The following is a 25,724-nucleotide window of genomic DNA, read 5'->3' as shown; positions in this document are numbered from 1 at the left end:
ATAATGAAACAGACAGACATGCAATTCCCGGAAGGCTTCTTATGGGGGGGCGCGATTGCGGCTAATCAGGTGGAAGGCGCTTATCAGGAGAACGGTAAAGGGCTATCGATTGCTGACATTCTGGCCAACGGCATCTTTAACCCGCCCTATGAGCATCCGGGTAAGAAGAATCCTTACCATGAGGCTATAGATTTCTACCACAGATACGAGGAGGACATCGCGTTATTCGCTGAGATGGGCTTCAAGGCGCTCCGTACCTCCATTGCCTGGACAAGAATATTCCCTAACGGGGACGAAGAGACTCCCAATGAAGCTGGCTTGCAGTTTTATGATCAATTATTCGATTGTATGCGAAAATATAACATTGAGCCTGTTGTGACGCTATCCCATTATGAGATGCCGCTCGGACTTGTTAAGGATTACGGCGGATGGAGAAACCGCAAGCTGATTGAGTTCTTTGAGAGATATGCGATTGCTGTATTTAAGCGTTACAAGGACAAGGTGAAATACTGGATTGCCTTCAACGAGATCAACGTGCTGCTCCACATTCCCTTCGTCGGCGGCGGAACGGTCATTGAGGAAGGCGAGAACAAGAAGCAGATCATCTACCAGATGGCGCACTACCAGCATGTAGCCAGCGCACTGGCTGCGAAGGCCTGCCATGAGATTATTCCGGGCTCGCAGATGGGCTGTATGATCGCCGCAGGGCCGTATTACCCGCATACTTGCCATCCGGATGATATTCTCACAGCCATGGAGATGGACAGACAAGTCTTCTTTTTCACGGATGTTATGGCCAGAGGATACTACCCTACTTACGTGAAACGATGGTTCAAGGAGTATGACGTTGAGCTGGATCTGACGGCAGAGGATGAACAACTGCTGAAGCAGCATACCGTTGATTATATCAGCTTCAGCTATTACAAGAGCCGCTGTGCCAGCGCTGATCCGAGTGGTCTGGAGATGGTATCGGGCAACCTGGCTATGGGGGTCAAGAATCCTTATCTGAAAGCATCGGAGTGGGGCTGGCAGATTGATCCCACGGGCCTGAGATTCACGCTGAACCAGCTCTACGACCGGTATCAGAAGCCGCTTTTCATTGTCGAGAACGGGTTCGGCGCTGTGGACACGGTTGAAGAAGATCAGAGCATCCATGATGATTACCGGATCTCCTACCTGCGGGACCATATGATTGAAGCGGGCAAAGCGATTGAAGACGGCGTTGAACTGCTGGGCTTCCTGAGCTGGGGACCGATTGATATTGTAAGTGCCTCTACAGGCGAGATGAAGAAGCGTTACGGATACATCTATGTCGATAAAGATAATGAGGGGAACGGAACCCTGCGCAGAATCAAGAAGAAGAGCTTCGACTGGTACAAGGAGGTTATCGCTTCTAACGGACAGAGCCTATAGTCTAAGGGAAATGAGATCGCTTGAAAAAGAAAAGGCACCCGCTTGGGTGCCTTTAGCCTTGTTGGTTAGTTTCCGGTTCACTGACAGGTTCTGGGCCGTATATGGCCCGCTGCAATTCGCATGGGGATCGGCATCGCTGAGCTGCTGGGGGTCTTAGGGTTGATTTTACCGATGGCGCTCCGAATCCAGCCGCAGCTCACTCCGCTCGCCGCTATGGGTCTGGCTGCTGCCGCAGGTTCCGGTCTAGTCTTCCATCTACTGCGGGGCGAATCGAATGTGTGGATCAACATCCTCTTTATAGTGCTGGCGATCATCATTGCTATTGGGCGTTTCCGGCTGTTGCAGGGGAGTTAAGGCCCGTCCCTTGACCCCGCAGTAGCACTATCATTATTAATGATACTCACCTTCTCTTCTAATCATTTTACCTGACCGCTGTAACAGCCTACACTTTGTATGAAGCCACTACAGCGTAACAGGAGGATATGAAGATGAAGGCAATTACACTTGGACCGCAGGGTCTGCAATATACGAATCACCCGGACAAGCGTCCTGAACAAGGGCAGGTCAAGGTAAGGTTAAAGACAGCCGGACTGAATCACCGGGATTTATTCATCATCGCTGCTGCTTCTGCTACAGAAGGCGCGCCCGGCCCGGTTCATCCTTGCGTGCTTGGTTCAGACGGGGCGGGCGTTATTGAAGAGACGGGTGAAGGGGTAAGCGGCCTGGCTCAGGGGATGGAGGTCATCATTAATCCATGTCTGGGCTGGGATCGGGCGGATGAGGTGCCTGTGGTGCCTGACATATTGGGATACCCTGCAGACGGGACTTTTGCGGAATATGTCATTGTGCCAGAGCAGAATGTAGTACCTAAGCCAGCGTATCTGTCCTGGGAAGAGGCGGGTGTGTTACCCTTAGCGGCACTCACTGCGTACCGGGCGTTATTTACCAGAGGGGACCTGAAGCAGGGCGATCATGTGCTGATTCCTGGCATTGGCGGCGGGGTGGCTACCTTTGCTGCTCTAATGGCTGCGGCGGCTGGGGCGCGGGTTACGGTTACATCCAGAAGTGAAGCGAAGCGTGCGCAAGCTCTACAATTACCGGTTACACGGGTTATAGACAGCAACAGCCGTTGGCGGGAGGAGCTTCAGCATCGGCCTGTAGACCTGATCCTTGATAGTGTAGGGCCGGCGACATTCGAGCAATACTTCGAGGTCATCAAGCCTAACGGGAGAATCGTCATGTTCGGCGCAAGCTCAGGTGATGATCTCACCATTCCGGCAAGAGCGATATTCTTCCCGCAGCTTCAGTTGCTTGGAACGTCTATGGGCAGCCATGAAGAATTCACCGCTATGCTTCAGTTCATGGAGCAGCATCAGATACACCCTATCATGGATAGCGTGTATTCCTTAGCGGATACTCCGCTTGCCCTTCAGCGGATGGAGCGCGCGGAGCAGCTGGGGAACATTGCCCTGAGAATAGGCTGAGGGTACAGGGACAGGACATAGAGACGCTACTGATTCGGCCCGATAGCCTTGCGCCAGCCCGATGTGATCGGTTTTTCGTCTACAATAAAAACGCTACTGACATAACGTTGTCAGTAGCGTTTTTTTATCATTGGACATGTAAACATTCAAGAAAGGATGAATCTTATGAATTTCGCTTCGATACGTATCATTACTGACGACATCGATCGTCTGGTGCAGTTCTATGAACAAGTGACGGGGGTGATGGCGGAACGGCCCGCTCCTGTATTTGCCGAATTCGTAATGCCTTCATGTACACTTGCCATCGGCCACTCCAAGACAGCACAGCTATTCGGCACAGATACTGTTGTGGCAGCCAGTAACCGCACGGTCATTATGGAGTTCCGCGTTGACGATGTTGAAGCGGAGTATGCACGCTTGAAGCCAACTGTTGAGGATTGGGTACAGGAGCCAACGACGATGCCGTGGGGGAACCGTTCGATGTTGTTCCGTGATCCCGACGGCAATTTGGTGAACCTCTTTCAGCCCGTGACGGAGGATGCGGTTAAACGGTTTGAGGGCAGGTAACGAAAGGAAAAGCTGAAGGTCCCGACGGGTAGCCTCCAGCTTTTTTGTGCATAAAGCCATGTCTAGTTCCCGTAACTCTTCAGCCACGATTTCAGTGATCCGCTCATGATCTCATATTCGCTCTGTGCATCATCGGGATGCAGTTCGATCCCCCCGGACGGGCCCAGAATCACCATATCTACACGGGTCTGGTCCTTAAAGGTAATGGTCCCGGTGTTGCTCGCTCCGAACGAATTCCCTGCATCAAAAGGTCTAAGCTCAGCATCCTGTATCATTTGGATCATTCTATTTGTTTCTTCTTCGTTTAATACGGTGGGGTTAATCATGCCGATGCTGATTTCCTGAACCTGCCCCGAGTCCAGCTTCCCTTTGAACTGCTCTGACCAGCGGCGCTCAGTGTTTCCTGAGGAGCAACTGGATACAATCAGGATGAACCCGGCGATCACCAGGATCACACCGGTTACCCGTTCCGCCCCTAAGGCCAGCCCGCTGGGCTCCGAATTTTTGAACCTCCAGCCCAGCCGTAAATACCAGGCCACCTGAGGCCAAATGGCGATAACCAATCCTACGGCTAGGATTACAACACCCATAAATCCAGTCAAATAAATCACTTCCCATGTCGGTTAATTCATATTTACTACGGGAAACCAATCGTTCAGGTTTCTTTTATAGAAATTCCTTACAATATAGGTATTGACTTGACGTGCACGTAAACTTGTAGGATAGAGCCATGAAGTACTTCATAGCCACAGGAAAGGAGAATTCATGATTACCACTCAGTTGAGTAAAATCGGAGAGGTGTCGAGCCGGTACGGCATCTCCAGCCGAACGCTTAGATACTACGAGGAGATAGGCCTGATCGCGAGTATCAGGGAGCCCAGCAGCGCCAAACGGCTGTACAGCCAGGAGATGCTCAGAAGGCTTGAACTGATTCTGCTGCTGAAGCAGTTAAGCTTCTCCGTAAAGGACATTACAGCGGTACTGTTAGCATCTGAACTGTCAACGGCGGTCGGTGTATTCTGCAATAAACTGGGAGAGGTTCAGCGGGAGATCAGCAACATGCTGGTATTGAGGGAGTTGCTCGAACGGTATGTGGAATTATTGCAGGCACAGGGGGTTGCCAAGGGCAATGCCATCGGTCTGTTATTGGAGCAGTCGAAGAAGCTTAATCTGGACGTTGCTGCCATGTTCCGTGAAGGAGAATTAAATATAGAGACGGAGGAATCAGGAAGAATGGAACATCAATTAGTGAAGCTGGGGGATCATCAGGTCCGGTTTATTGAATTGAAGCCGATGAAGGTGGCGTACTATCAGACTACTGCAGGGAATCAGCCGGAGGATGAGGCGTGGAATGTGCTGTATGCATGGGTGAAGGAAAAGGGGTTTGACCAGGTTACGGCCACCCGCTATTTCGGGTTCAATCAGCCTGGCGCGCAGAATGAGCATGGTTATGAGATGTGGGCTACGGTCTCTGAGGACACCGAACCCTCGGGCGAGGTACGGATCAAGCAGGTGAGTGGCGGTCTCTATGCCGTCTCCAGCTTATACGGTCTCGATATCCCCGAAGCCTGGAATCGCTTAAATGAATGGGTGCAGAGCAGTAAATATCAGCCGGGCCCGGGTCAGTGGCTGGAGGAGCACTTCCTGTTCAACGGGGATATGTTTGTTAACGAAGCGTTCCAGCTCGATCTTTATTACCCCGTAGCCATCCAGGCGAAGGGTTAATCTAGACATGTGCTAAGGCCATCCTGCCAAGGGGGGCTTTAACTTTTGAAGGGAAAACGCGGCAGCTTACAGAAATAGTATATTAGACAAGAAAATCAACCCAATGAAAGGATAGAGCCATGAGTTACTTCATCCAGAAGCATTGGACGGAGGAGCGTGAGCTGCCGGGGATCAATTGTATTGCTTGGGCAGATGGGGAATGAGGGCTTCATTGCCTGCACCGATGCGGGCGCCGCAAGTAGAATCAAGAAATGCCTTTTCCAGTATTCTAGAATGAACATAGAGCGGTTGGAACGAGGGGGTGAGCGGACGGTGTATGAGTGGCACAGGCAGATCCAGACCATTGTCGATGATATGGACCAAAGTATTAAGCAGCATAACAGTGAGGCCATAACGCTGCAATCTCTTGCTGACAAGCTGGGATATTCGGAGTTTCATACGACGAGGAAATTCAAAGAGATATCCGGGATGCAGCTTAGGGATTACCTTCGCCACCGGAAGCTGGCTTTTGCACTGAAGGAGGTAAGGGATAGCGGGAAAAGCATTCTGGATATTGCGCTCGACTATGGATTCTCCTCTCATGAAGCCTTTACGCGCGCATTCAAGGTGACCTATGGTGTGGCCCCAAGCGAGTACCGGAGACACCCGTATCCTGTCGTCCTTCGTACCAAAATCAACCCGTTTGACCGCTACTTTTTCGGACTAGGAGAGGTTGGCATGATCAAATCTACAGAAGAGGTTAAGATTTATTTCGTAACTATTCCGGCGCACAAATTCCTGCACATTAAGAACTACGAGAGCAACGGGTACTGGGATTTCTGGCAGAAGCAGAGCCTGATTCCAGGGCAGGACTGCGAGACCATCAGCGGCTTGCTGGATAGTATCAAGGGGAAGCTGGATGATGACGGCGGAAGCGATACGAACAGCGGTAACGGCCAGATTATGGCCTATATGAATGACCCGGACGGCAGGCTCTGCGATTGGGGATTTCCGCGTACAGAGTGTTATGGGGTGCGTCTCCCTTATGAGTATGAAGGAGAAGTCCCCGCGCAGATGCTGATGGCGGATGTCCCCGAGGCCGAGTATATCGTATTCGAGCACGGGCCATTCGATTATGAGCAGGAGAACCGCAGTGTCGAGGAACGGATGGAGCAGGCGATGGCCAATTTTGATTATACAGGTACTGGCTACTGCTTCGATCCCAGCCCCGGCCGGATCATCTACTTCTATTTCAACCCGGAGCGGTACTTCAAGTATGTCCGGCCTGTACGGAAGTCATAATTGCTGCCAAGCGCCTGCTGCTCTCATAGGGCAGGTGCTTTACTGATTTCAATAGAAGAATAATGTAACTCTACGCATGACATACAGCACTGAGGACATCCATAATTTGTGATTAACTTGTAGGAGTTAATGATGAAAGGGTGATATTTCTTATGGATGTAAAAAGTTCCAATACATACAGCGGCGTAGCGGCTCAGGCGCGAATAAGGTCTGCTAGCCCTCTGCTGCTTGCCCTAATCGCTATCCTTCTGATCAGCAGCCTGACAGCTTGTAGCAGCAACTCTTCTGGTGGTGAAATAGCAAGACCGTCTGCACAACCAGCCAGTCCATCGGCACCTCCTGCCCAATTGGCCCAGGCAACGCCTGCTGCAACCCCGTTATCGACAAAAGCGACCGGCCAGATTTATCTGTATGGCGAAGCCCATGGGGTTGCCAAGGTTATGGACAAGGAATATGAAGCTTGGTCTGATTATTACCACAACAAGGGAATGAGACACCTGTTCGTGGAACAGTCCTATTACGCTGCCGAATACTTGAACCTATGGATGCAGTCGGACAATGACGACATTCTGGAGGAGCTCTATCAGGATGGGGAAGGGACTCAGGGTCACGTTCCCTATACGAAGACTTTTTTTCGAAAAATAAAAAGCGGATGTCCGGATACTATTTTTCACGGAACAGATATTGGGCATCAAGGGGATAAAACCGGTAAGCGGTTCTTATCTTATCTTGCGGACAACAATCTCACCGGATCGGAGATGCACACCTTAACGACCGAGGCAATTCAGCAGGGGCTGAGATACTACAGGAGTTATGACGATGTATACCGGGAGAATAAGATGACGGAGAATTTCATCCGTGAATTTGAAAAGCTGGGCAACGAGAGCATTATGGGCATTTACGGCTCAGCACATACTGGAGTGGATCAGTTGGACTATGTCACACAATCTGTTCCTTGCATGGCCAATCAATTACATAAGTACTATGGGGGCAACCTGTATACGGAGGATCTGAGCTGGATAGTGAAGGATATTAAGCCTACCCGAGTGGATCACATCACTTTGCAGGGCAAGAAGTATGCGGCCTCGTATTATGGGAAGCAGGATATAAGCGGATTCAAGGATTACGCCTCCCGGGAGTTTTGGCGACTGGAGGGGGCTTACGAAGATGTCAGCAAGCTGCCGCTAGCGAATGGTGTTCTTCCGTACGATCAATACCCAACGCTGATAGAAGAAGGGCAGATATTTGCAATCAGCCTTACTAAAAAAGACGGTTCGGTGGAAAGAGAATACTATGTGTCTAACGGTAAGAAGTGGAAGGGAAGGGATGCGACGTGGCAACTTAAGGTAACGGAATGATCTGCTGTATGTAAGCTAACCTGCGGAAATGGTATATTAGTGTAGGAGTTTCCATTTCTTAAGCGGATGGGCAGGTGTATCAATTGGCAATGGATAATGGAAAAGGAAAAACTCATATTGGGGATTTTATCACTTGGGCGGAGGCAAACGGCTGGGAGATAAGGAAGAAATCCGGTGCTCAGCTGCATTTGAATAGCGGCATTACTTCCAGATATAAAGGACTGCCCAAAGAGTACTCAGAGTTTCTAAGTGTAGTTGAAACCTGCGTTGCACCGGATGAGCAAACCTGGTTTATTTGTGAGGCTGAGTTCAATCATAGCGCGGAGAGCGCCTTCCGGTGGAATGAATTTGAAATGCTTAGTGTGGAGGCCGCAGCGGGTGATTCAGCTTGGCAGTCCGAGATCACGGCCTGGTGGGATCATCACTTGCCGATCGTAATGTCTGTGGAGGATGGATATTCCTTCTATGCCATTGCAACGGATAGCGGGGCTATTGTTTATGGATGTGAGCCTGAATTTGAAGAGGTTGAGAAGGTAGCCGATTCGTTTGAGGAATTCCTGGCCTGGATGATGTCGAATTCGAATAGATAGAGTGTAAGATGCGAAAAGATCAGAACCTGGGGGAATAGGTTCTGATCTTTTTTATATGCACCGATGGGGAGTACGTGGACCAAATGTATGTGAAAAACCGAATTCAATGGTTTCAGTCACGGTTATCTATCCCTGCCCGGCCATCTCCACAAACCTGGACATTGCACTGGAGAGCACGGTGTTGCGGCGGTATATCAACCATACCTGTAGCTTCCGGTATTCTTCGGGCAGGCGGTGGGAGGTGATTCGTCCGGCCTCTTCTGCTTTGCGGATTGAGGACTTAGGCAGCAGCGATACGCCGAGCCCGGCAGATACTCCGTTTAGAATCATTTCCAGCGTGCCGAATTCCCGGATCTGATAGGAGTGCATCCCGCTCTCGCGCAGGAAGCGCTCCGCTTTGACCCGGTGTGTGCAGCCAACGTCGAAGAACAGCATGGGCCTGTGCAGCAACTCATGCAGCTCACTTGTCCCGGGTTCAGCGATAAGCACCAATTCCTCTTCGTAAGCCGCAACATGCCCTATATCCGGCTGGTCTATAGGTCCATAGACGAAGGCACCATCCAGCTTATGATCAAGCACCTTGTGCAGAAGGTCATGCGTTTCGCCTGTGATGAGCGACAGATGGACATCGGGGTAGCGGGAATGGTAGCCGGCGATCATCGTAGTCAGATGAATGACCGCAGTCGTCTCAATAGAGCCGATCCGCAGCGGGCCGGCCGGGTGCTCCGAGTATTGTGTTGATTGTACAGCCTCGTCCATTAGCAGCAGTATGGCATTCGCGTATTCCAGCAGGTTCTCACCCGCAGGCGTTAATGTCATCCCACGATTGGACCGGTGAAACAGCGGGACCTTCAGCTCGGCCTCCAGGAACTGAATCCGGCTGGTCACATTGGACTGAACATAGTTCAAGGCTTGCGCAGCCTTCGTAATCGAACCCTCACGGGCAACAGCCTGAAAAATCCTCAAATCTCCACTTTCCATTGCGGTGTCACCTTCTGTATATCATAATCTATGGTAGTACCTTCCGATGCTGATCATTGTACTGAATTCCATCCTTGATGACAAACTAAAAAAGGAAGCCGGGAGCTAGAGCCTGCTGGCCGAAAGGAGACCTATATGGCATATGACCGGATCGATTGGCATTCCGGGGGAGATTATCCTGCAGATCTGCCGGAAGAGAATGGCGGGATTCATATCGGGATGTTTCTGGCCTGGGCCTTGGGCCGCGGTATGGCGGGGGAAATTCACCTTGAGGAGTCGGCGGAGGCGCTGAAGCGGCTGAAACGCCGTGAGCTCACGGGACTGGATTACCTGCTGGAGTATTGCGACGGGAAATTCTGGGATGAGGATCTGGACGAGCGCGGCAATGCCTTCGCCGCCGATTATTACGACGGTCAATCGCTCTTCGCCGCACAGTATGGAAGCTACCTTAATGATTATTGTGAGGTCTTCAACCGCCAGGCGGCTGAACAAGGCCGTGAATACCCCAGCATCTATCATGTGGAGAACACCTGGGAGAATTATGACCGCCTACAGCCCGTGCTGGACGAACGTTATGCCCAGTGGGAGGTCTGGTCTGAAGGCCCTTCTAACCGTAAGCTTGATCCCAAAGCCCAATTCCTTCAGGCCTGCCAGCAGACCGGGCAGCAGTTCCTCCAGGCAGAGGGCTTCAAATCCAATAAGGCCGGAACGGTATGGAAAAAAACAGCGGCCGACAAGGACACCGTATTTGAGCTCTCTTTCAATCCGCAGTCTTACAACACCCGCACCGATGTACGGATGACCGTGAACCTGCGGATTGCCAGCAAGTCCCTCAAAAAATGGCTTGCCGGACAAACCGGCAGAGGGGACGATACCGTTCTGTTCGGCTCGCTGCGCAGGCCGCAGAAATCGTCAAGCACCATCGTCTGGCAGGTCGCCGGATCACAGCTGGATTCCTCCCGGCAGGAGATCGGTCAGCTGATTGGGGAACGTGTCCTGCCGCTGTTCGCTCTGTTCGCAGACCGTCCCCGCGCACTGGAGCAGCTTGCCGCCTGCGGCGCAGGATTCCCCGGCATCTGCGATGCTGAATCCAGTCCGCTGGCCTATCTGCTGTGCTTCGGCACACAAGAGCAGGCGCAGCGCTTCTTCACGAATTACTTCAACAGTCGGCCGTCGCCTTGGCGCCGGAATATTCATCAGACCTACAAGCGGCTGCAGGAGGGAGAATCCTGGGACAATTCCGCCTATGTCCGTGAGAATGATGTGAAGCTGGCGTTCAAGAACGGCCTGGTTATTCCTTGATGTTATATTGGATTTGTTTTAAGAGAAGCACGGTAGGACAGGGGAGTTGCCGACTCGTATTTTTTGAAGATCTTAATGAAATAGCCGGCATCGCAAAAATTCAAGTGATTGCTAATCTCGTTGACTGACCAATCTGTTGTTGCCAGCAGCTCCTTCGCCCACCCGATCTTCATGCGCGCGACATATAGCGAGAAATGCTCGCCCATCTCCCTGGTGAACAGGCGGCTGAAGTAGCTCGGGCTGATATGGCATAGCTGCGCCAGCGATTTCAGCGAGAAATTCTCCTCCCGGTGGCTTAGCATATAGTCAAAAGCAGGCTGCAGCGTAGGACTTATGCATTCCGTCTTGTATGCGCTTCCCGAAGAGACCGGAGTCTTGGGAGTCTTGGGAGCCGAGGGCGGCTCTACGGGCAGAGGCGGCTGCTCAAGCTGGAGCTTGGACTCCTGCGGGTTCAAGGCCTCATGCTGCCGGTTCCGCTCCAGCAGCTCATGCTTCAGAATCGATTCCTTGACCACATAGTTGCACAAGTGATAGAGCATATCGGCGGTGGCCACAACCTCCTCATACGTCATGACGGGCAGCAGTTCGTACTTACGGGCCCGATCCTCCGTCATGGCGTCCTGCTGCGGACGGGACACAATCTGCTCCAGATTCGGGCCGCTTCCCTCCGCCAGCCGGATCTGTCCGGCCATCAGCGCACCGATGTACTGATTATCGACAATGATAGGTATAGCAATGTCGAGAATATCGAAGTGGCAGCGGTAGATATAGGGCCGGCTCAGCCGCACAGCCTCCAGACCTCCGCGCGCGTCACATTTTTGACAATAGGCTGAGAATTCCTTGTCGCTGCGTACGGTCTGGCAGAAGGCCTGACAGCGGCTATGTGCCGTAACCGGCACACCTTTATAATCGACCATAATGATGGCCATGCGCGTCACAAGGGACAACGATTCCTGAAGCTTGCCCCATTCGTCCATATCAATGATATATTTCAAATCGAATTTGGATTGCATTCGGCTCACCCTTTCCATCTACAGTCACAAGTGGGAACAAGATAATTATAATTCAGATGCAGGGCAACATAATAATACTATTTTTCAGCATATTAATTCGTTTGCTTTGTCCCATGCGCCACTCTATCCATTTGTCTATAATGGGGACATACGACTCGAGGAGGAATGAAAGAATGAGAAGAACCTTTATCAGCCCGGCTAAGTACACACAAGGTGAGGATGAGCTGCTTCAATTGGGATACTTCGTCAGTACTTTCGGCACATCGGCTCTGCTGATTGCGCACCCGGATGATGTGAAGCGTGTGCAAGCGAAGCTCGATGCCACCAGCAGTCAGTTCGGCATTACCCTCGTGAAGGGGGATTTCCAGGGCGAATGCTCCCGGCAGGAGATTTCCAGACTACAGGAGCTGGCCCGCGAGCATAAGTGTGCTTGTACAATCGGTCTTGGCGGCGGCAAGGCAATCGACACGGCCAAATGTGTGGCAGAAGGCGATGCGCTAATTATCGTTCCTACCATTGCAGCTACCGATGCACCCACCAGCCATTCCGCTGTGATTTACACTTCTGAAGGCGCTTTCGAGGATTATGCTTACTTCAAAGCCAGCCCATCGGTTGTGCTGATTGATACGACTGTTATTGCGCAGGCTCCTACCCGCTTCCTGGTGTCCGGGATGGGCGACGCCCTCTCCACCTACTTCGAGGCCAGAGCTACTGCGGTATCCTATTCCAATGTCAATGCGGGGCTACCTTGCGGAGTGCATGCAGGCGTGATTACGGAGGCCAAAGGCACCAAAGCCGCGTTGGCCCTTGCCCGCTTATGCTACGATACACTGCTGGAGGATGGCGTCTTAGCCAAGCTGGCTTGCGATCAGAACGTGGTGACACCGGCGCTGGAGAATATTATTGAAACGAACATCCTGCTGTCGGGGCTCGGGTTCGAGAGCAGCGGTCTGGCTGCCGCACATGCTATCCATAACGGCCTGACGGCGCTTGAAGGCACCCATCATTATTACCATGGCGAAAAGGTAGCCTTCAGCACGATTGCACAGCTCGTTCTGGAGAATGCGCAGCAGGCAGAGATCGATCAGGTGCTGTCCTTCTGCCATTCCGTGGGCCTTCCCGTATGCCTGGCCGATATTGGTGTCGCTTCCATCTCTCATGAGGAGCTGATGGAAGTGGCCCGCAAGGCGTGTATCCCGGAGGAGTCGATTCATTCGATGCCGTTCCCGGTTACCGCTGAAGCGGTTGCCGCTGCCCTTGCTGTTGCTGACAAGCTGGGCGAAGCCTTCAAGAAGAGCAAGGAGCAGCGCGTATGAAAAAGATAATCAACGACCCGGCGGGTCTCGTCCGTGAGATGTGCAGCGGACTGGTGATGGCTCATCCCCAGCTGACATTCGACAGCAAATACAAAATTATCTCCAGGTCTACGCCCAATCTTGACAAGGTAACGCTGATCAGCGGCGGCGGCAGCGGCCATGAGCCGGCCCATGCCGGGCTGGTCGGACCGGGAATGCTGGATGCCGCAGTCTGCGGGGATGTCTTCGCCTCCCCGTCACAGATTCAGGTCTATCAGGCGATCCGCAACCATACCGGCCCTAAGGGCGCTCTGCTGATCATTAAGAATTACAGCGGCGATATGATGAACTTCCAGAATGCGGCTTATCTGGCGGCCGAGGACGGCCTCGCTGTGGACTATGTGAAGGTTGATGATGATATTGCCGTAGAAGACAGCCTGTATACGGTGGGACGCCGAGGGGTTGCTGGCACGATTCTGGTGCATAAGGTTGCCGGGGCGGCTGCCGAGGCCGGACTGCCGCTGGCAGAGGTGAAGCAGGCCGCGCAGCATGCGGCTGCTCATGTGCGCAGTCTTGGTTTTGCTTTTACCTCATGCACCGTTCCGGCCAAGGGTACGCCTACCTTCCAGCTTCAGGAGGATGAGATGGAGTATGGGGTCGGCATTCATGGTGAACCGGGCATCCGCAGAGAAAAGCTGCTGACCGCCGATGAGCTGGCGGAACGTATGATCTCTGCCCTACTGGCCAGTCTGAACCTGGAGCAGCCGGACGGCGGAGAGGTAGTGGTGCTGGTCAACGGCTTCGGCGCAACGCCTCTGCAGGAGCTGTACCTGCTCAATCACTCCGTGATCCGTAGTCTGGGAGAACGGGGGATCATCATCCGCCAATCTCTTGTAGGCAACTATATGACCAGCATAGATATGGCCGGCGCTTCCATCAGCCTGATGAAGCTAGATGATGAGCTGCGCAGATGGCTTGCTGAGCCTTGTGATACTCCGGCGCTCCGGTTAACGGGCGACCTGGAGCCGGTGCAATACGTCAGCCCTCTTCCGCAGCAGGAGGCTCAGGCTGAGGTGAGCCTGACGGCCGAGACCGATCCGGACTTCGCTGTCCTCCGTGACGAACGGCTGCAGCTGGAGAATATCATCTATCTGGTGGATAAGATGAGCGAGATTATTATCGCGAATGAGGGACCCTTCTGTGAGCTGGATGCCCATGCAGGTGATGGAGATTTCGGGATGAGCGTCGCCAAGGGCTTCAAGCAATTGAAGCGGGAATGGAAGGAGCTGCTTCAGCATCACTCTACGGATATCGGTAGCTTCCTTCAGGCCTGCTCCCTGATCATTATGGAGCATTGCGGCGGAGCCTCCGGTCCGATCTGGGGCTCGGCCTTCCGTTCAGCAGGCAAATATGCCACAGGCCGGACCTCGCTGAATACGCTGGAGATGGCCGAAATGCTGGAAGCAGCGGTTCAGGGCATCCAGGCTACCGGTGAACGCTCCTTCGGACGCGGGGCAGTTGTGGGTGATAAGACGCTGATCGATGCGCTGATTCCTTGTGCCGAAGCCTGGAAGAGCAGTGCGCAGCAGCAGGTGTCCTTGAAGGAGGGCTTCGCCAAGGCGGCCGAAGCGGCTGTTGAGGGGGCCAGACGCACAGAAGCTATCGTCGCGCGGATGGGCCGGGCCGGGACGGTAGGCGAGCGCAGCATCGGCCACCCGGATGCGGGCGCATTTGCCCTGGGGGTTATTTTCACAGAGCTGTCTAACGCTGTTCAGTAAGAATTCCAACGTTATAAGCCCGCCTGTCACTTCACCGTGACGGCGGGCTTATTCTTGTCTGGTATAATGTTTCAAGCGCCGGAATAGGCTGAGCGGATGGGCTCCGCCTATAAAATCAGCCCGGCCAGCCGGTGGATTCCCTGCTCAATCAGGGTCTCGTCTACCTTGGCGAATCCGAGCACCCAGCCTTTTCTCCGGCTCTCCAGGCAGTAGGGTGCAAGAGGGTATATCCGTATTCCCTGCCCCAGGGCTAACCGGGTCACGGCTTCCTCGTCATAGGCCGGCTCCGCTTCAAGGAATACATGCAGGCCCGTCTCTGCGCCGCTCAAGGTGAACCTCTCCCCTAGACCGCTGGCGGTGATAGCCTTGGTGATGGCCTCATGCCTCCGGCGGTACACATTGCGGACTCTTCTCATATGGCGCATGAAATGCCCTTTCTGGATGAAGTGGGTCAAGGTGAGCTGATCCATGACCGGAAGGTGGCGGTACGTCAGCTCCTGTACGCGGGCCAGCTGGGCGATGGCCCGGTCCGGGCCGACAATTGCCGATATGCGGATGCCGGGGGCAATCATTTTGGAGAAGCTCATCAGATATAGGGTGTTATTCGCCGCTTGGCTATAGAGGGTGGGGAGCGGATCGCCGCGATAGCGGAATTCACTGTCATAATCGTCCTCTATGATCCAGAGCTGCTCCTGCACAGCCTTATGCAGCAGTTGCTGCCTGCGCGGCTCTGACATTACACAGCCTACGGCACACTGGTGGGAGGGGGTGACGAAGACGACTCTGGACTCCGGGTGGATCTCGTCAACCTTAAGACCCTGCTCGTCAACGGGGACCGGGACTACACGCATCCGCCGGTAGTTCATCGCCATCCACGCCGCAGGGAAGCCGGGATCTTCCACGGATACCGTATCGCCTTCGGTCAGAAGCGACTGGGCAATCAGGTCAAGACTGTGCTGGGCTCCTGAGGTCAGGAGAATCTGACGGGTATCGACGCGGATACCCCGTTCAAGCCATAAATAGCGCTGAATCTGCTGCCGTAACTCCAGGAGGCCATAGGGATTCCCGTAGGACCAATCCGATAAGTTCATGGCTGCGGAGGCATGGAGCAGCGATTGCCGCCAGTTATTCTGAAAAACTCTGTCCACATAAGGCTCATGTGGAGTGAAATCGATCTCAGTCTCCTGCTGCTGGCCTCCGAACCAGTCATGCAGCTGATTGACTGCTGAGCTTAACAGGGGGAGCGAGGGAGGGACGGGCCCTTTTGACAGGATTGCCTTCACAGGCTCTGTTACTTGATTCCAGTGGTTAACCCGTGTTCCGCCCCGCCGTGAGGTCACGGTATACCCTCTGCTTAACAGTTCCTCATAGACGGTCTGGATCGTTGAGCGGGATACCCCTAGCTGGCGGGCCAGTTCACGGGAAGGGAGCAGCAGCTCGCCGGGCGCCCAGATGCCGCTTCTAATATTATGGATAGCCTGATTCAGCAGTTGCTGCCAGATCGGCTTCTTGTCCTTGCGGTCTACCTTCAACATCGGGCTTCCCTCCACATTGCCAATTCGGCTTGGAATCAGACTTATGGACTGCTTAAGATTCGTTTCTTTGGATGTTAAAGTACAGTCCATTAGCTGATATACTACCGTAATAATACAGAGGTGACAAGGAGCGATGTTGATATGAATTCTGTACGGTATAAGGTTAGAGAGTGCAAGGATGAAGCAAGAATTGAGGCTTTTTTGCAGCAGACAAGGATTGGCTATCTCGGGTTGGTTGACGGAGATCACCCCTATGTTGTGCCGCTTAATTATGTGTGGATGGATGGGAAGCTTTATTTTCACGGGGCGGGAGACGGAAGACGCAATCAGGTGATGAGTGCAAATTCAGAGGTGTGCTTCACGGTATGTGAGGAGTATGGAACCATCACCGATCCCGTGCCTGCCAAGACAGATACCGCCTACATGAGCGTGATGATATTCGGACAGGCGGAGCCGATTACGGATCTGGACGAAGCGACGCAGGTCCTTCAAGAGATGATGAACAAATATGTACCCGGCTACCACAACCGGCCCCTGTCCAAGCAGCATGTAGACAAATACAGATCGGCGGTATTCGGCGGACCGGTTCAAGTATGCCGGATTACTCCGCGCCATATTACGGCAAAGGAAAGTCCGGTGATCGCCGATAGTATGTATAGTAAGAATAGTAACTCATCGAGTGAATAGTCTGATTAGCTAGGTTAAAGGAGGAGGCCCATGAGACTTCGTGATAAGGTCGTTCTGGTGACAGGCGTTTCGGGCACAGCAGGAGATAAAATTGCAAAAAAATGCCTCAGCGAGGGAGCGGAGGTCAAAGGGCTTATCCGAAATACGGACCAGATCGCGCTATGTGAAGAGCTCGGCATTACACCCGTCATTGGAGACCTGACAGATAGAGCTGTCATCTCGGAAGCGCTCAGGGGTGTGAATATTATCATTCACGCTGCGGCGTATCTGGGGGAGGATCGGGCGGTTGCCGAGGCGTCCAATATTCAGGGGGTGCAGAGTCTGGTTGACGGGGCTATATCCGCGGGAGTGGAGCGCTTCGTGCATCTTTCGACGGTGTCCGTCTATGGTCATTTTGATGGAGAGGTGCAGCTGGATGAGGCAAGCAGCCTTGCCTTCGGCCACGGGGAGGTATACATTTCAACCAAATGTGAATCGGAACGGATCGTACAAGCTGCAATGGCTAACGGTTTGACAAGTGTGATCCTGCGTCCTGGAGTAATCTGCTCCGAATTCAACTCGCACTGGGGCGACAGACTGATCGCTAAGCTTGCCGATTCCGGGGAAGTGGACTGGATTCATCCGGAGGACTTAACGCCCTGGGTGCATGCGGACAACCTTGCTGAGATGTGTGTACTTGCAGCGACGCAGCCTGCGGCCGGGAACCAGTGCTATAACGCAATTGACGGAAATTATCCGGAAAAAGATTTTACGATGCGTATCGGCCTTGCCCTGAACAAGAAGTTCGTTATACCAGGTGGAGACCCAATAAGAACGGCGTATAGTTGCGACAAATTAAAAAAAGAGCTGGGCTACAGCCCGGTCAAAACGTTCGAGGAGACCGTTGTCCGGCTGGAGCAGCAAGCTAGGGGGGAGCTAAATGTATAATAAACCGACGGCCATGCGTTCCGTTCTAGATCCAAAGTATTTGGAATATTGCCTTAGTCCTCTGTACGACATTGGAGATTGGCGAGATTGCCTGTTCTGGTTACGCGGCTTAAACGATACTTACAGAATCCGTACCGGCACAGGCACTTATATTCTTCGGATCTACCGCCAATCGATAGCTGAAAGTGATGTTGTCTATGAATTGTCCCTCCTGACACAGCTGGAGCACCAACTGAGCGCAGTAAATACAAAGGTTTCCGTTCCACTCCCTCAAAAGAACAGCAGCTTATATACGGTCATCGATGCGCCGGAGGGCCCTAGAGTTGCCGTGATTTACAGTTATCTGACAGGCACTGAGAACGTGCTGCATGATGAAGAATCATGTGCCTCCTTCGGCAAATCTGCTGCTGAATTGCATGCTGCCATGGACAAGGTCTCCTTAGATTTGCCTAGACCGGATCTGGATACCCGTGCTCTGATCTCCCAGCCGCTGGACCGTATTGTAGATTATCTCGGTGAGGGACACCGCTCAGCTGCGTACCTGCGCAAGTTCGCCGGTGCATTAACGGAGCGGATCAACGCTGCTAGTCCGGGCCTGGACTGGGGCATTTGCCACGGAGATTTGCACGGGAATAACAATGCCTTCCAGGAGGGCGATACGTTTACGCATTATGATTTTGAATGGGCGGCACAAGGTTGGCGAGCTTACGATTTGGCCCAGGTCCGGCACAGAAAACGTCTGCCGCAGGAGAAGAAGGAACCGCTGTGGCAGGCGTTAATGTCGGGCTACCGCTCGGTCAGAGAGTTGTCCGAACAAGATGAGTCTGCAATTGATCTGTTTATGATTGCCCGCCGCTTGTGGGTGATGGGACTTGATGTCGAGTTCATCAGTGACAGCGGTGCGCTGGATTATACGGAAGACTGGCTGGAGGAGTTCATTAGTGAGTTCCGCTCTTACGATATAGTCTGATGATCCATGAGGAGGAAGACGGCTATGTACACCATCTATAAGCTGTAATGCCGATTACCCTCTGCTAGGGCGGGATGCAGTTAAAAGCCCATTGCAACTGGGCATCCGCCCAGGCATCTTCTCCGCGAATGCATATGATGATTATGCCTAATGAAGCGAAAGAGGAGCGATGTATATGGGATTTATACCAGTGCCGGGAGGCGGCGGAGGATTTCCGGGGATACCGGGATTTCCGGGTGGACCAGGCTTGCCGGGAGGGCCGGGGACTCCGGGGATACCGGGTTTGCCGGGGATTCCAGGCGGAGGGCCTGGAGGATTTCCGGGGACGCCTGGGGGTGCGCCGGGAGGAGTAGCAGCACCGACTGCACCGCCACCGCAATTCGTACCGCAAGCACCGGCGGTCACAGCTTATGCGGTTGACCCCGGAGGCATCAGAGGATGCCTGTTCCGCAACACCTATATCTGGCTGAATAATGGTGAGCAGTTCTGGTTTTACCCGGTATTCGTGGGCAGAAGTTCGGTCGCAGGCTTCAGATGGAACGGCTTCTTCTGGGGATACTACGGCGTTGATTTGAACCGGGTCAGCTCGTTCACCTGCTTCTAGCCTGGCGGCATCTCCCTGTTTGGCGTACCGTGACCTGGTTAAGTATAGATCAAGATCACGAACAGGGAGGTGTACTATGGACAACCTGTGGATGGCATTCGTCTACCCCGGCAGCTTCTTGAGTCTGCTGGGGATTGTATTACTCATTATTGGCTATCAACGGCGGCGCACGGGCCGGCGTACCCGTCTGGAAGGCGTGGTAGCCCAGCCCGGCCCACCGGCACCTGGAGGCCCAGGTACTGCATCTTTTCAGCGGGAGGTTCGGTATTCGCTGATGGGAGGCATTCTGCTGGGACTCGGATTGCTTCTGTTCGCTGCACTGGGCGTTACCTCGCTCTTAGACTAGAACAAGTATTGTCCCTGTGCTGCACCCCAATCCAATTTAATGAGAGAGATCAATGCTTGGGCCGGAGAGGGCCCGGGCTTTTTCTCGTCTTACTCCTCATTTGAGATAAGCGATAGGGTGGGAGAGGGGGAAACAGATGGATTTTTTCCACTTGCTCATGCGCAGATAGACTATACCGGGGCAGTAGTTGGAAAAAAGGCACTTATATGTACATGATTCAGGCAAAGTGGAGAGATCAGCGACAGTAGTTGTATTTTTTCCACTTGCTCAGGTGTAATCATCAGAAACTGGTAAATTAAAATACGTTTTTCCACTTGTTAGCTGCTGCTGAGGAAATAGTATGACAGCGCTCTCTCACCCACAACCGTTCTCCCGCCCGCAACCGTCTCCATCACTTGCATGCAGTGTTACCCTCCGCCAGATCAGGCAAAGTTGCTGTGAACCCCAGGATATCGTATGGTTGAGTTAGTATAGCAAATACAGGTAGGATCGAGCAGAAAGGATGAAGCAAATGCCTGAAATGTCCACAGATAACCAAGCGCTCCCCCCGGCTCCGATTACAGAACCAGGGAACTACGTCATTGACCTCACAGGCCCCGGCAGCCACACACTGGTCCGTAAGGCTGGGGTTGGCAGCTTATCGATCGGCCCCAAGGAATTGAAGCAACCAGCGGAACTGCTGGTCGCTGCGGATGAGCGCATGAACTGGTCCGTCTTCGAGCCGTTCGCCACGCCCGCAGGCTCTCCCTGGCCGCGTTATCTGCGGTATACCGGCGGGGACACGGGATTTCTGGAGTGGGCAGAGCAGCGTCCTATTGAGGAGATGAGCTGGACGCCTGTTCTGCCGGAAGCTGCGGAGCTGGATGCCAGCCGGGCAGATATCTACGGCTTGAATATTACAATGAGCCTGCAGTCCGGCGGATTACTCCGCATGAAGCTGCCGGAGAAGCTGTACCGCCTGAGCCTGTCCGGCGATCTGACGCGCTTCTCGGCTTCCGGCCATCTGCCGGATTATCTGGCCCTGGTGCCGGACACAAGCCGGCGCAAGAGCGATGCGCCGTACCAGCTGCCGGACCTGGGCATGCTGCGCGAGGTGACGACTCTTGCGCTGAATAGCCCGCCGCTGGGTCAGCCCGTCTCGCTGGCGGGTCTGGAGCAGTTCCCGAACCTGGAATCCCTGAGCTTGTGGGGCAGCTTCTGTGATCTTGACGCACTTGCCCGCCTTACCGGGCTGACCAGCCTGGAGCTGCGCTTCATGCCGGAGCTTGACGGTCTGCCTTCGCTGGAGGCGTGGCCGCTGCTCGATCAGTTCATAGCCTTCAATGTGGAAGAGGCCGGCGGCAAGCGTCTAAGGCAGCAGATGAAGGCGCGGGCCAAGGTCCGCCCTTGGGACAAGTATGCCTCTGTGAGTCAGCTGAGAAAGCTCGAGTGGTGGGTGAGTGAGTATGGACGCCCGTTCTCCGCCTGGCCTAAGCGTCTGGCCAAGCTGGCGAACGAAGCCTACGATGCTGCAGAAGCAGCTATGGCGGAGGCCCGCAATCTTGAAGAGGCGGAAGCAGCTATTACTGCATTCACTCTGCGCTTCAATTCACTGAAGGGCGTTGAGACTTCCGAGAGGGAAGACCTTGGCGAAGCTGTATGGCAACTCAGCCAGTCAGAGCACCAGATCGGGCAGCCTATAACAGAGGAATTGGCGCAGGGCTGGTTCGATGCAGCCCGTGATTATTAATGAAAAAGTTTATAAAAATTAAGATAAATCTTAAAATTTAGTTTCATTAGTGATAAACTAGGATCAGGATTGATCCAAACGGTGTGTGACTTGGTCCACGCTGGCTTGCTATGGTGCCTAAGCAGGAGTGACTGCATTCTTCCTGCAAATCGTAGGGTAGAAGGACGGTAGAGTATGAGTAATCAACAAACCAATACAGATGTTATTCTTATAGGTGCTGGAATCATGAGTGGAACACTGGGTGCAATGCTTAAGGAATTAGCACCGGAATGGACGATAACCGTATTAGAGCGGCGTGCAGGTGCCGGGGAGGAAAGCTCGGGTGAATGGAATAATGCGGGTACGGGGCATTCTTCACTCTGCGAGCTTAACTATACTACAGAGCAGCCGGACGGATCGATCGACATCAGCAAGGCGATTAAGGTGAACGAGGAATTTCAGTTCTCCAAGCAATTCTGGTCCTATCTGGTGAGCCAGAAACGAATACACAATCCGCAGGATTTCATTGTACCTGTGCCACATATGAGCTTTGTGGAAGGTCAGAAGGACGTAGCGTTTTTACAAAAACGATTTGAAGCGCTTTCAAATAGCCCGCTGTTTCAAGGCATGGAATTCTCCGATGATCCAAGGCGGCTGATGGAATGGATTCCGCTGATGATGAAGAACCGGAAGCTGGACCAGCCGATAGCGGCCACCAAAATCGATTCGGGAACGGATGTGAATTTCGGCGCACTGACCCGTATACTGTTCAACCACTTACAGAGCAGTAACACCGATATTAGGTATAATCATCAGGTGGATGACCTGAAGCGCGCGAAGGACGGCTCCTGGGAGCTGAAGGTGAAGAATCTCACCAGCGGCGTAACAGAGCGTCATAACGCCAAGTTCGTCTTCATCGGCGGCGGGGGAGGAAGTCTGCATCTGCTGCAGAAATCCGGCATCCCGGAAGGTAAGAAGATTGGCGGATTCCCGGTAAGCGGACTGTTCATGGTCTGCAAGAAGCCGGAGATTGTAGCCCAGCATCATGCCAAGGTGTATGGTAAGGCTGCGGTGGGTGCGCCTCCGATGTCTGTTCCGCATCTGGATACCCGGGTGATCGATAAGCAGGAATCCCTGTTCTTCGGGCCGTTTGCCGGCTTCTCGCCCAAGTTCCTGAAATATGGCTCCATGTTCGATCTCATTACCTCGGTCAAGCCGGATAATCTGGTTACGATGCTTGCAGCTGGAGCGAAGAACCTGTCATTGACCAAGTATCTGATCGGGCAGGTCATGCTGTCCAAAGAACAGCGCATGGAAGCGCTGCGGGAGTTCATCCCGGATGCCAGCAGCGAGGATTGGGAGCTGGTGGTGGCGGGCCAGCGGGTGCAGATTATTAAGGATACAGCAGCCGGCAAAGGCATGCTTCAATTCGGAACGGAAGTGATCAGCAGCGCTGACGGCTCCATCGCCGCATTGCTGGGAGCCTCTCCAGGGGCTTCAACGGCCGTATCTGTCATGCTGGAGGTAATCGCCAAGTGCTTCCCGCAGCAGATCAAGGCCTGGGAGCCGAAGATTAAGCAGATGATTCCTGCCTACGGCCTGTCCCTGTCCGCTAACCCGAAGCTATTGAACGACATTCATGCTTCCGCAGCGCAAACGCTGGGCCTGACGAATGGAACCGATGGGCATGAGCCGCCAGTCGCGGTCAATCATCTATAGAAAAGATTGGCGTGTGGCTGACCACAAGCCTGCCAGCTTTTGTATACGTGTAAAGAGGCCATCCCTTGGGATAGCCTCTTTGTCTTGAAATATAAGAATTTATATGTTGCACACGATAAATTATCCTTCTATTTCTCGCTGAAACGGTACCGTCCTTTAAAAGGACGGCAAAGCCGTTTCCACTTGCTGTATTAAACCTGCCCAACCTATACCCCGAAGGCGATCAAGCCTTATGAGTCTTGAACAGCCGGATGGCCAGAATGAGAGCCACCGCTACAGCCGCGAGACCCGCCCAGTTCAGGTGGAGCACAGAGGTACGGCTGATCACATAGCCGCCTAAGCCCGATCCCAGCGCGAATCCGAACTGGATGAAGGAGGTATTTACGCTCAGGGCCATATCCGGGTTCCGGGGAACCAGGGTGACCAGCAGGAGCTGCTGCGCGGGGGAGATGCTCCAGGTCCCCAGCATGAAGATCATCAGGACCAGGAGGAGGACGATCACATGAACGCCTGCCAACGCGAACAGGAGGAGCGTGGCTGCCTGTAACAGAAGTCCCGTAATTATGGTGAACTTCGATCCTTTGGAATCAGCCAATTGCCCGCCTAACTTGGAGCCCATGAAGCTGCAGACTCCCGCCAGGAAGAGCACCCCGCTGATTTCGGTCACAGACAGTGAGGATGCGGCCTGCAGGTAAGGGGTAATATAAGTGAAGAGTGTAGCGTAACCCCCTACATATAGTAAGGTGATCGCCAGAGCAGTAACAATTCTGGAATCCTTCAGCACAGACAGCTGCATCCTGAGGGTGACGGCTTCTTTTTCTTTGATGGCAGGGACCTTGGCAGAGATGATGAACAGCGGAACAAGGCTCAGCCCCCCGACGATGATGAACAGAGCCCTCCACCCAAAGTACTCGCTGAAAAAAGTGCCGGCCGGAACGCCCAGAACCAGCGAGCTGCTCAGTCCCATCAGAATAATGCCAATCGCATTGCCTCTGCGCTCCTTCTCCACGAGCCGTGTAGCTACGGCCATGGCGACTACGGTAGCTATACCCCCGCTTGCCCCTTGGATAACCCGTACCCCTAACATAGCTTCATAAGGCAGGTTCAGCAGCATCAGCCCGTTGCTGGCAATGAACACGACGAGGGCGGTCAGCAGCAGCTTTTTGCGGTCCATATTGAGGGTCAGCGCAATGAGAACCGGTGCAATAATTGCTGCGGACAGCGCGAATACAGTCACCATCAGCCCCACTTGGGAGGTGGATACGCCAAGATCTGAGGCCATCATCTCAATCACACCGGTAATAATATATTCAATCGTCCCGATCAGAAAAACGGCAAGTGCCAGAATATATATCGTCAATCGGTTATTCAAGTTCATTCGCTCCTTGTGGTTTCATATCCTTGTACATTCATAACGGAATCGGCCGCCGTTCTTGTCATCACTCTACGATGCTGCTAAGGTTAAGTCAAAGAAACGTTTCTGAATGGAACGTTCATTTTTTTTGAATTAAGGAGTGACAACAGATGGAATTGCGCCAACTTAAAACCTTTTATACGCTGGCTTCCACGCTTAATTTCGCCCGCGCCGCCGAAGCGCAGAACTATGTTCCCTCAACGGTTACGATGCAAATGAAGGCCCTGGAGGAAGAATTAGGAGTGAAGCTGGTGGACCGGCTCGGCAAAAATGTGACGTTAACCGATACCGGAAAAACGTTTCTGCGTTATGCGGATAACATCCTGTGTATGGTGGAGGAGGCGCAGCATGCCCTTAAGCAGCCCGGCGAGCTGACAGGCACCATCGTAATCAGCGCAGATGAGACGTTATGCACCTACCGGCTTCCCGCCGTGCTGCACCGGTTCCGCCAGCTCAACCCCGGAGTCCGCTTGATCTTCCTGCCGCTCGTGAGTCCCAGCCTCAGACAGAGTCTGCGGGACGGGGATGTCGATGTTATCTTCATGCTGGATGAGATGAAGGGCGAGAGCGGATTTTGCGGAGAAAAAATAAGGGAGGAACGCTTCTGCCTTCTGGCCGCTCCCGATCATCCGCTGGCGTCGCGTCCGGCGCTGGCTATCCAGGACTTCCACGGTGAAACGTTCTTACTGACGGAGCAAGGGTGCTCCTACCGCAGCTTCTTCGAGCGCAGCCTGTCCCAGAAGGGGATGGCGGGCATTACGGAACTGGAGTTTCACAGCGCAGAGGCCATCAAACAATGTGCGAAGCTGGGCATGGGCATCGCCATCCTGCCTGAAATGGCCGTAAGCGAAGAATTGAAGCGGGGGGAGCTGATCTCCCTGCCGTGGGATTTGAGCGCAGTATCTTTTGCAACTCAAATGTTCTGGCATGAGGAGAAGTGGCTCTCCCCGGCAATTGAGGCTTTTATCCATCTGGCCCGGGATCTCGAATCCTCCCCTTGACCTTAGGTCAGACCCAGGGTGTATCG

Annotated in this window: 24 protein-coding genes; 19 read left to right on the top strand and 5 right to left on the bottom strand. The window is 53.3% G+C overall.

Annotated features, from left to right (window positions below; genetic code table 11):
• Positions 1 to 3 precede the first annotated feature (3 nt).
• From NST43_RS30630 to NST43_RS30615, 4 genes are all read left to right on the top strand, one after another.
• Positions 4 to 1,413 carry a 6-phospho-beta-glucosidase gene (locus tag NST43_RS30630; protein WP_339221245.1) on the top strand — a complete coding sequence of 470 codons (1,410 nt, stop codon included), beginning with the start codon at positions 4 to 6 and terminating at the stop codon, positions 1,411 to 1,413.
• Between the two features lie 90 nt (positions 1,414 to 1,503).
• Complete coding sequence (locus NST43_RS30625; RefSeq protein WP_339225561.1) at positions 1,504 to 1,767, top strand: DoxX family protein; 264 nt, start codon at positions 1,504 to 1,506, stop codon at positions 1,765 to 1,767.
• 134 nt (positions 1,768 to 1,901) lie between these two features.
• Entirely contained in the window at positions 1,902 to 2,897 is a 996-nt protein-coding gene (locus NST43_RS30620; RefSeq protein ID WP_339221244.1) for a zinc-binding dehydrogenase, read from the top strand.
• Positions 2,898 to 3,062: 165 nt separating this feature from the next.
• Positions 3,063 to 3,464 carry a VOC family protein gene (locus NST43_RS30615; protein ID WP_339221242.1) on the top strand — a complete coding sequence of 134 codons (402 nt, stop codon included), beginning with the start codon at positions 3,063 to 3,065 and terminating at the stop codon, positions 3,462 to 3,464.
• 62 nt (positions 3,465 to 3,526) lie between these two features.
• Here the strand turns inward: NST43_RS30615 and NST43_RS30610 are convergent, their stop codons facing one another.
• Complete coding sequence (locus NST43_RS30610) at positions 3,527 to 4,066, bottom strand: DUF6199 family natural product biosynthesis protein (protein WP_339221240.1); 540 nt, start codon at positions 4,064 to 4,066, stop codon at positions 3,527 to 3,529.
• 163 nt (positions 4,067 to 4,229) lie between these two features.
• On the opposite strand from NST43_RS30610, the gene NST43_RS30605 reads away from it, so the two are divergent.
• The 4 genes from NST43_RS30605 (at position 4,230) to NST43_RS30590 (ending at position 8,418) form a co-directional block, all read left to right on the top strand.
• A complete protein-coding gene (locus tag NST43_RS30605) occupies positions 4,230 to 5,189 on the top strand; it encodes an effector binding domain-containing protein (protein WP_339221238.1) in 960 nt (319 codons plus the stop codon).
• A gap of 312 nt (positions 5,190 to 5,501) precedes the next feature.
• A complete protein-coding gene (locus NST43_RS30600; protein ID WP_209987097.1) occupies positions 5,502 to 6,470 on the top strand; it encodes a helix-turn-helix transcriptional regulator in 969 nt (322 codons plus the stop codon).
• Positions 6,471 to 6,622: 152 nt separating this feature from the next.
• Positions 6,623 to 7,828, top strand: coding sequence for a hypothetical protein (locus NST43_RS30595; RefSeq protein ID WP_339221236.1), 1,206 nt, complete (start codon positions 6,623 to 6,625; stop codon positions 7,826 to 7,828).
• Between the two features lie 74 nt (positions 7,829 to 7,902).
• Positions 7,903 to 8,418, top strand: a complete 516-nt coding sequence (locus NST43_RS30590; RefSeq protein WP_339221234.1) for an SMI1/KNR4 family protein — start codon at positions 7,903 to 7,905, stop codon at positions 8,416 to 8,418.
• A 126-nt stretch (positions 8,419 to 8,544) separates the two neighbouring features.
• Here NST43_RS30590 and NST43_RS30585 read toward each other — a convergent pair whose 3' ends face one another.
• Positions 8,545 to 9,399, bottom strand: coding sequence for a LysR family transcriptional regulator (locus tag NST43_RS30585; protein ID WP_339221232.1), 855 nt, complete (start codon positions 9,397 to 9,399; stop codon positions 8,545 to 8,547).
• Between the two features lie 135 nt (positions 9,400 to 9,534).
• Here NST43_RS30585 and NST43_RS30580 point away from each other — a divergent pair, with 135 nt between their 5' ends.
• Positions 9,535 to 10,701: a hypothetical protein gene (locus tag NST43_RS30580; RefSeq protein ID WP_339221230.1), complete on the top strand. Its 1,167-nt coding sequence runs from the start codon at positions 9,535 to 9,537 to the stop codon at positions 10,699 to 10,701.
• A 2-nt stretch (positions 10,702 to 10,703) separates the two neighbouring features.
• Here the strand turns inward: NST43_RS30580 and NST43_RS30575 are convergent, their stop codons facing one another.
• On the bottom strand, positions 10,704 to 11,714 hold the full coding sequence (locus tag NST43_RS30575; protein WP_339221228.1) for a PocR ligand-binding domain-containing protein: 1,011 nt from the start codon (positions 11,712 to 11,714) through the stop codon (positions 10,704 to 10,706).
• 173 nt (positions 11,715 to 11,887) lie between these two features.
• On the opposite strand from NST43_RS30575, the gene NST43_RS30570 reads away from it, so the two are divergent.
• Together NST43_RS30570 and dhaK are read left to right on the top strand one after the other, a co-directional pair.
• Entirely contained in the window at positions 11,888 to 13,030 is a 1,143-nt protein-coding gene (locus NST43_RS30570) for a glycerol dehydrogenase (RefSeq protein WP_339221226.1), read from the top strand.
• Complete coding sequence (gene dhaK / locus NST43_RS30565; RefSeq protein WP_339221224.1) at positions 13,027 to 14,787, top strand: dihydroxyacetone kinase subunit DhaK; 1,761 nt, start codon at positions 13,027 to 13,029, stop codon at positions 14,785 to 14,787. Before NST43_RS30570 ends, dhaK begins: the two co-directional genes overlap by 4 nt.
• A gap of 107 nt (positions 14,788 to 14,894) precedes the next feature.
• Here dhaK and NST43_RS30560 read toward each other — a convergent pair whose 3' ends face one another.
• Entirely contained in the window at positions 14,895 to 16,322 is a 1,428-nt protein-coding gene (locus NST43_RS30560) for a PLP-dependent aminotransferase family protein (protein WP_339221223.1), read from the bottom strand.
• A 141-nt stretch (positions 16,323 to 16,463) separates the two neighbouring features.
• Between NST43_RS30560 and NST43_RS30555 the strand changes: the two genes are divergently transcribed.
• From NST43_RS30555 to mqo, 7 genes are all read left to right on the top strand, one after another.
• Complete coding sequence (locus NST43_RS30555) at positions 16,464 to 17,009, top strand: pyridoxamine 5'-phosphate oxidase family protein (protein ID WP_209987075.1); 546 nt, start codon at positions 16,464 to 16,466, stop codon at positions 17,007 to 17,009.
• A 30-nt stretch (positions 17,010 to 17,039) separates the two neighbouring features.
• The gene (locus NST43_RS30550; protein WP_339221221.1) at positions 17,040 to 17,936 is read left to right on the top strand and encodes an NAD(P)-dependent oxidoreductase; all 897 of its coding nucleotides are present in this window, start codon (positions 17,040 to 17,042) and stop codon (positions 17,934 to 17,936) included.
• Positions 17,929 to 18,906 carry a phosphotransferase gene (locus NST43_RS30545; RefSeq protein WP_339221220.1) on the top strand — a complete coding sequence of 326 codons (978 nt, stop codon included), beginning with the start codon at positions 17,929 to 17,931 and terminating at the stop codon, positions 18,904 to 18,906. Before NST43_RS30550 ends, NST43_RS30545 begins: the two co-directional genes overlap by 8 nt.
• Before the next feature lie 175 nt (positions 18,907 to 19,081).
• Positions 19,082 to 19,510: a collagen-like protein gene (locus NST43_RS30540; RefSeq protein ID WP_339221218.1), complete on the top strand. Its 429-nt coding sequence runs from the start codon at positions 19,082 to 19,084 to the stop codon at positions 19,508 to 19,510.
• 76 nt (positions 19,511 to 19,586) lie between these two features.
• Complete coding sequence (locus NST43_RS30535; RefSeq protein WP_209987065.1) at positions 19,587 to 19,856, top strand: hypothetical protein; 270 nt, start codon at positions 19,587 to 19,589, stop codon at positions 19,854 to 19,856.
• A gap of 520 nt (positions 19,857 to 20,376) precedes the next feature.
• Positions 20,377 to 21,585 carry a hypothetical protein gene (locus NST43_RS30530; protein ID WP_339225560.1) on the top strand — a complete coding sequence of 403 codons (1,209 nt, stop codon included), beginning with the start codon at positions 20,377 to 20,379 and terminating at the stop codon, positions 21,583 to 21,585.
• A gap of 174 nt (positions 21,586 to 21,759) precedes the next feature.
• Entirely contained in the window at positions 21,760 to 23,283 is a 1,524-nt protein-coding gene (gene mqo / locus NST43_RS30525) for a malate dehydrogenase (quinone) (RefSeq protein ID WP_339221216.1), read from the top strand.
• Between the two features lie 223 nt (positions 23,284 to 23,506).
• On the opposite strand, the gene NST43_RS30520 is transcribed toward mqo, so the two are convergent.
• Entirely contained in the window at positions 23,507 to 24,655 is a 1,149-nt protein-coding gene (locus tag NST43_RS30520) for an MFS transporter (RefSeq protein ID WP_339221214.1), read from the bottom strand.
• Between the two features lie 152 nt (positions 24,656 to 24,807).
• On the opposite strand from NST43_RS30520, the gene NST43_RS30515 reads away from it, so the two are divergent.
• A complete protein-coding gene (locus tag NST43_RS30515) occupies positions 24,808 to 25,698 on the top strand; it encodes a LysR family transcriptional regulator (protein ID WP_339221213.1) in 891 nt (296 codons plus the stop codon).
• Positions 25,699 to 25,724: the final 26 nt, after the last annotated feature.

The sequence above is a fragment of the Paenibacillus sp. FSL H8-0332 genome (genome assembly GCF_037963835.1).
GTDB lineage: Bacteria > Bacillota > Bacilli > Paenibacillales > Paenibacillaceae > Paenibacillus_AQ > Paenibacillus_AQ rhizoplanae.
Note: the sequence above shows the minus strand (reverse complement) of the source record. Positions and strands in the feature narration are given on the sequence as shown.

Excerpts from the sequence above, each read along its gene's own strand:
- mqo (WP_339221216.1), top strand. The coding sequence starts at position 21,760 with ATGAGTAATCAACAAACCAATACAGATGTTATTCTTATAGGTGCTGGA.
- dhaK (WP_339221224.1), top strand. The coding sequence starts at position 13,027 with ATGAAAAAGATAATCAACGACCCGGCGGGTCTCGTCCGTGAGATGTGC.
- NST43_RS30620 (WP_339221244.1), top strand. The coding sequence starts at position 1,902 with ATGAAGGCAATTACACTTGGACCGCAGGGTCTGCAATATACGAATCAC.
- NST43_RS30530 (WP_339225560.1), top strand. The coding sequence starts at position 20,377 with ATGTCCACAGATAACCAAGCGCTCCCCCCGGCTCCGATTACAGAACCA.
- NST43_RS30630 (WP_339221245.1), top strand. The coding sequence starts at position 4 with ATGAAACAGACAGACATGCAATTCCCGGAAGGCTTCTTATGGGGGGGC.
- NST43_RS30540 (WP_339221218.1), top strand. The coding sequence starts at position 19,082 with ATGGGATTTATACCAGTGCCGGGAGGCGGCGGAGGATTTCCGGGGATA.
- NST43_RS30570 (WP_339221226.1), top strand. The coding sequence starts at position 11,888 with ATGAGAAGAACCTTTATCAGCCCGGCTAAGTACACACAAGGTGAGGAT.
- NST43_RS30585 (WP_339221232.1), bottom strand. The coding sequence starts at position 9,399 with ATGGAAAGTGGAGATTTGAGGATTTTTCAGGCTGTTGCCCGTGAGGGT.
- NST43_RS30605 (WP_339221238.1), top strand. The coding sequence starts at position 4,230 with ATGATTACCACTCAGTTGAGTAAAATCGGAGAGGTGTCGAGCCGGTAC.
- NST43_RS30535 (WP_209987065.1), top strand. The coding sequence starts at position 19,587 with ATGGACAACCTGTGGATGGCATTCGTCTACCCCGGCAGCTTCTTGAGT.
- NST43_RS30515 (WP_339221213.1), top strand. The coding sequence starts at position 24,808 with ATGGAATTGCGCCAACTTAAAACCTTTTATACGCTGGCTTCCACGCTT.
- NST43_RS30580 (WP_339221230.1), top strand. The coding sequence starts at position 9,535 with ATGGCATATGACCGGATCGATTGGCATTCCGGGGGAGATTATCCTGCA.
- NST43_RS30550 (WP_339221221.1), top strand. The coding sequence starts at position 17,040 with ATGAGACTTCGTGATAAGGTCGTTCTGGTGACAGGCGTTTCGGGCACA.
- NST43_RS30595 (WP_339221236.1), top strand. The coding sequence starts at position 6,623 with ATGGATGTAAAAAGTTCCAATACATACAGCGGCGTAGCGGCTCAGGCG.
- NST43_RS30545 (WP_339221220.1), top strand. The coding sequence starts at position 17,929 with ATGTATAATAAACCGACGGCCATGCGTTCCGTTCTAGATCCAAAGTAT.
- NST43_RS30575 (WP_339221228.1), bottom strand. The coding sequence starts at position 11,714 with ATGCAATCCAAATTCGATTTGAAATATATCATTGATATGGACGAATGG.
- NST43_RS30615 (WP_339221242.1), top strand. The coding sequence starts at position 3,063 with ATGAATTTCGCTTCGATACGTATCATTACTGACGACATCGATCGTCTG.
- NST43_RS30555 (WP_209987075.1), top strand. The coding sequence starts at position 16,464 with ATGAATTCTGTACGGTATAAGGTTAGAGAGTGCAAGGATGAAGCAAGA.
- NST43_RS30560 (WP_339221223.1), bottom strand. The coding sequence starts at position 16,322 with ATGTTGAAGGTAGACCGCAAGGACAAGAAGCCGATCTGGCAGCAACTG.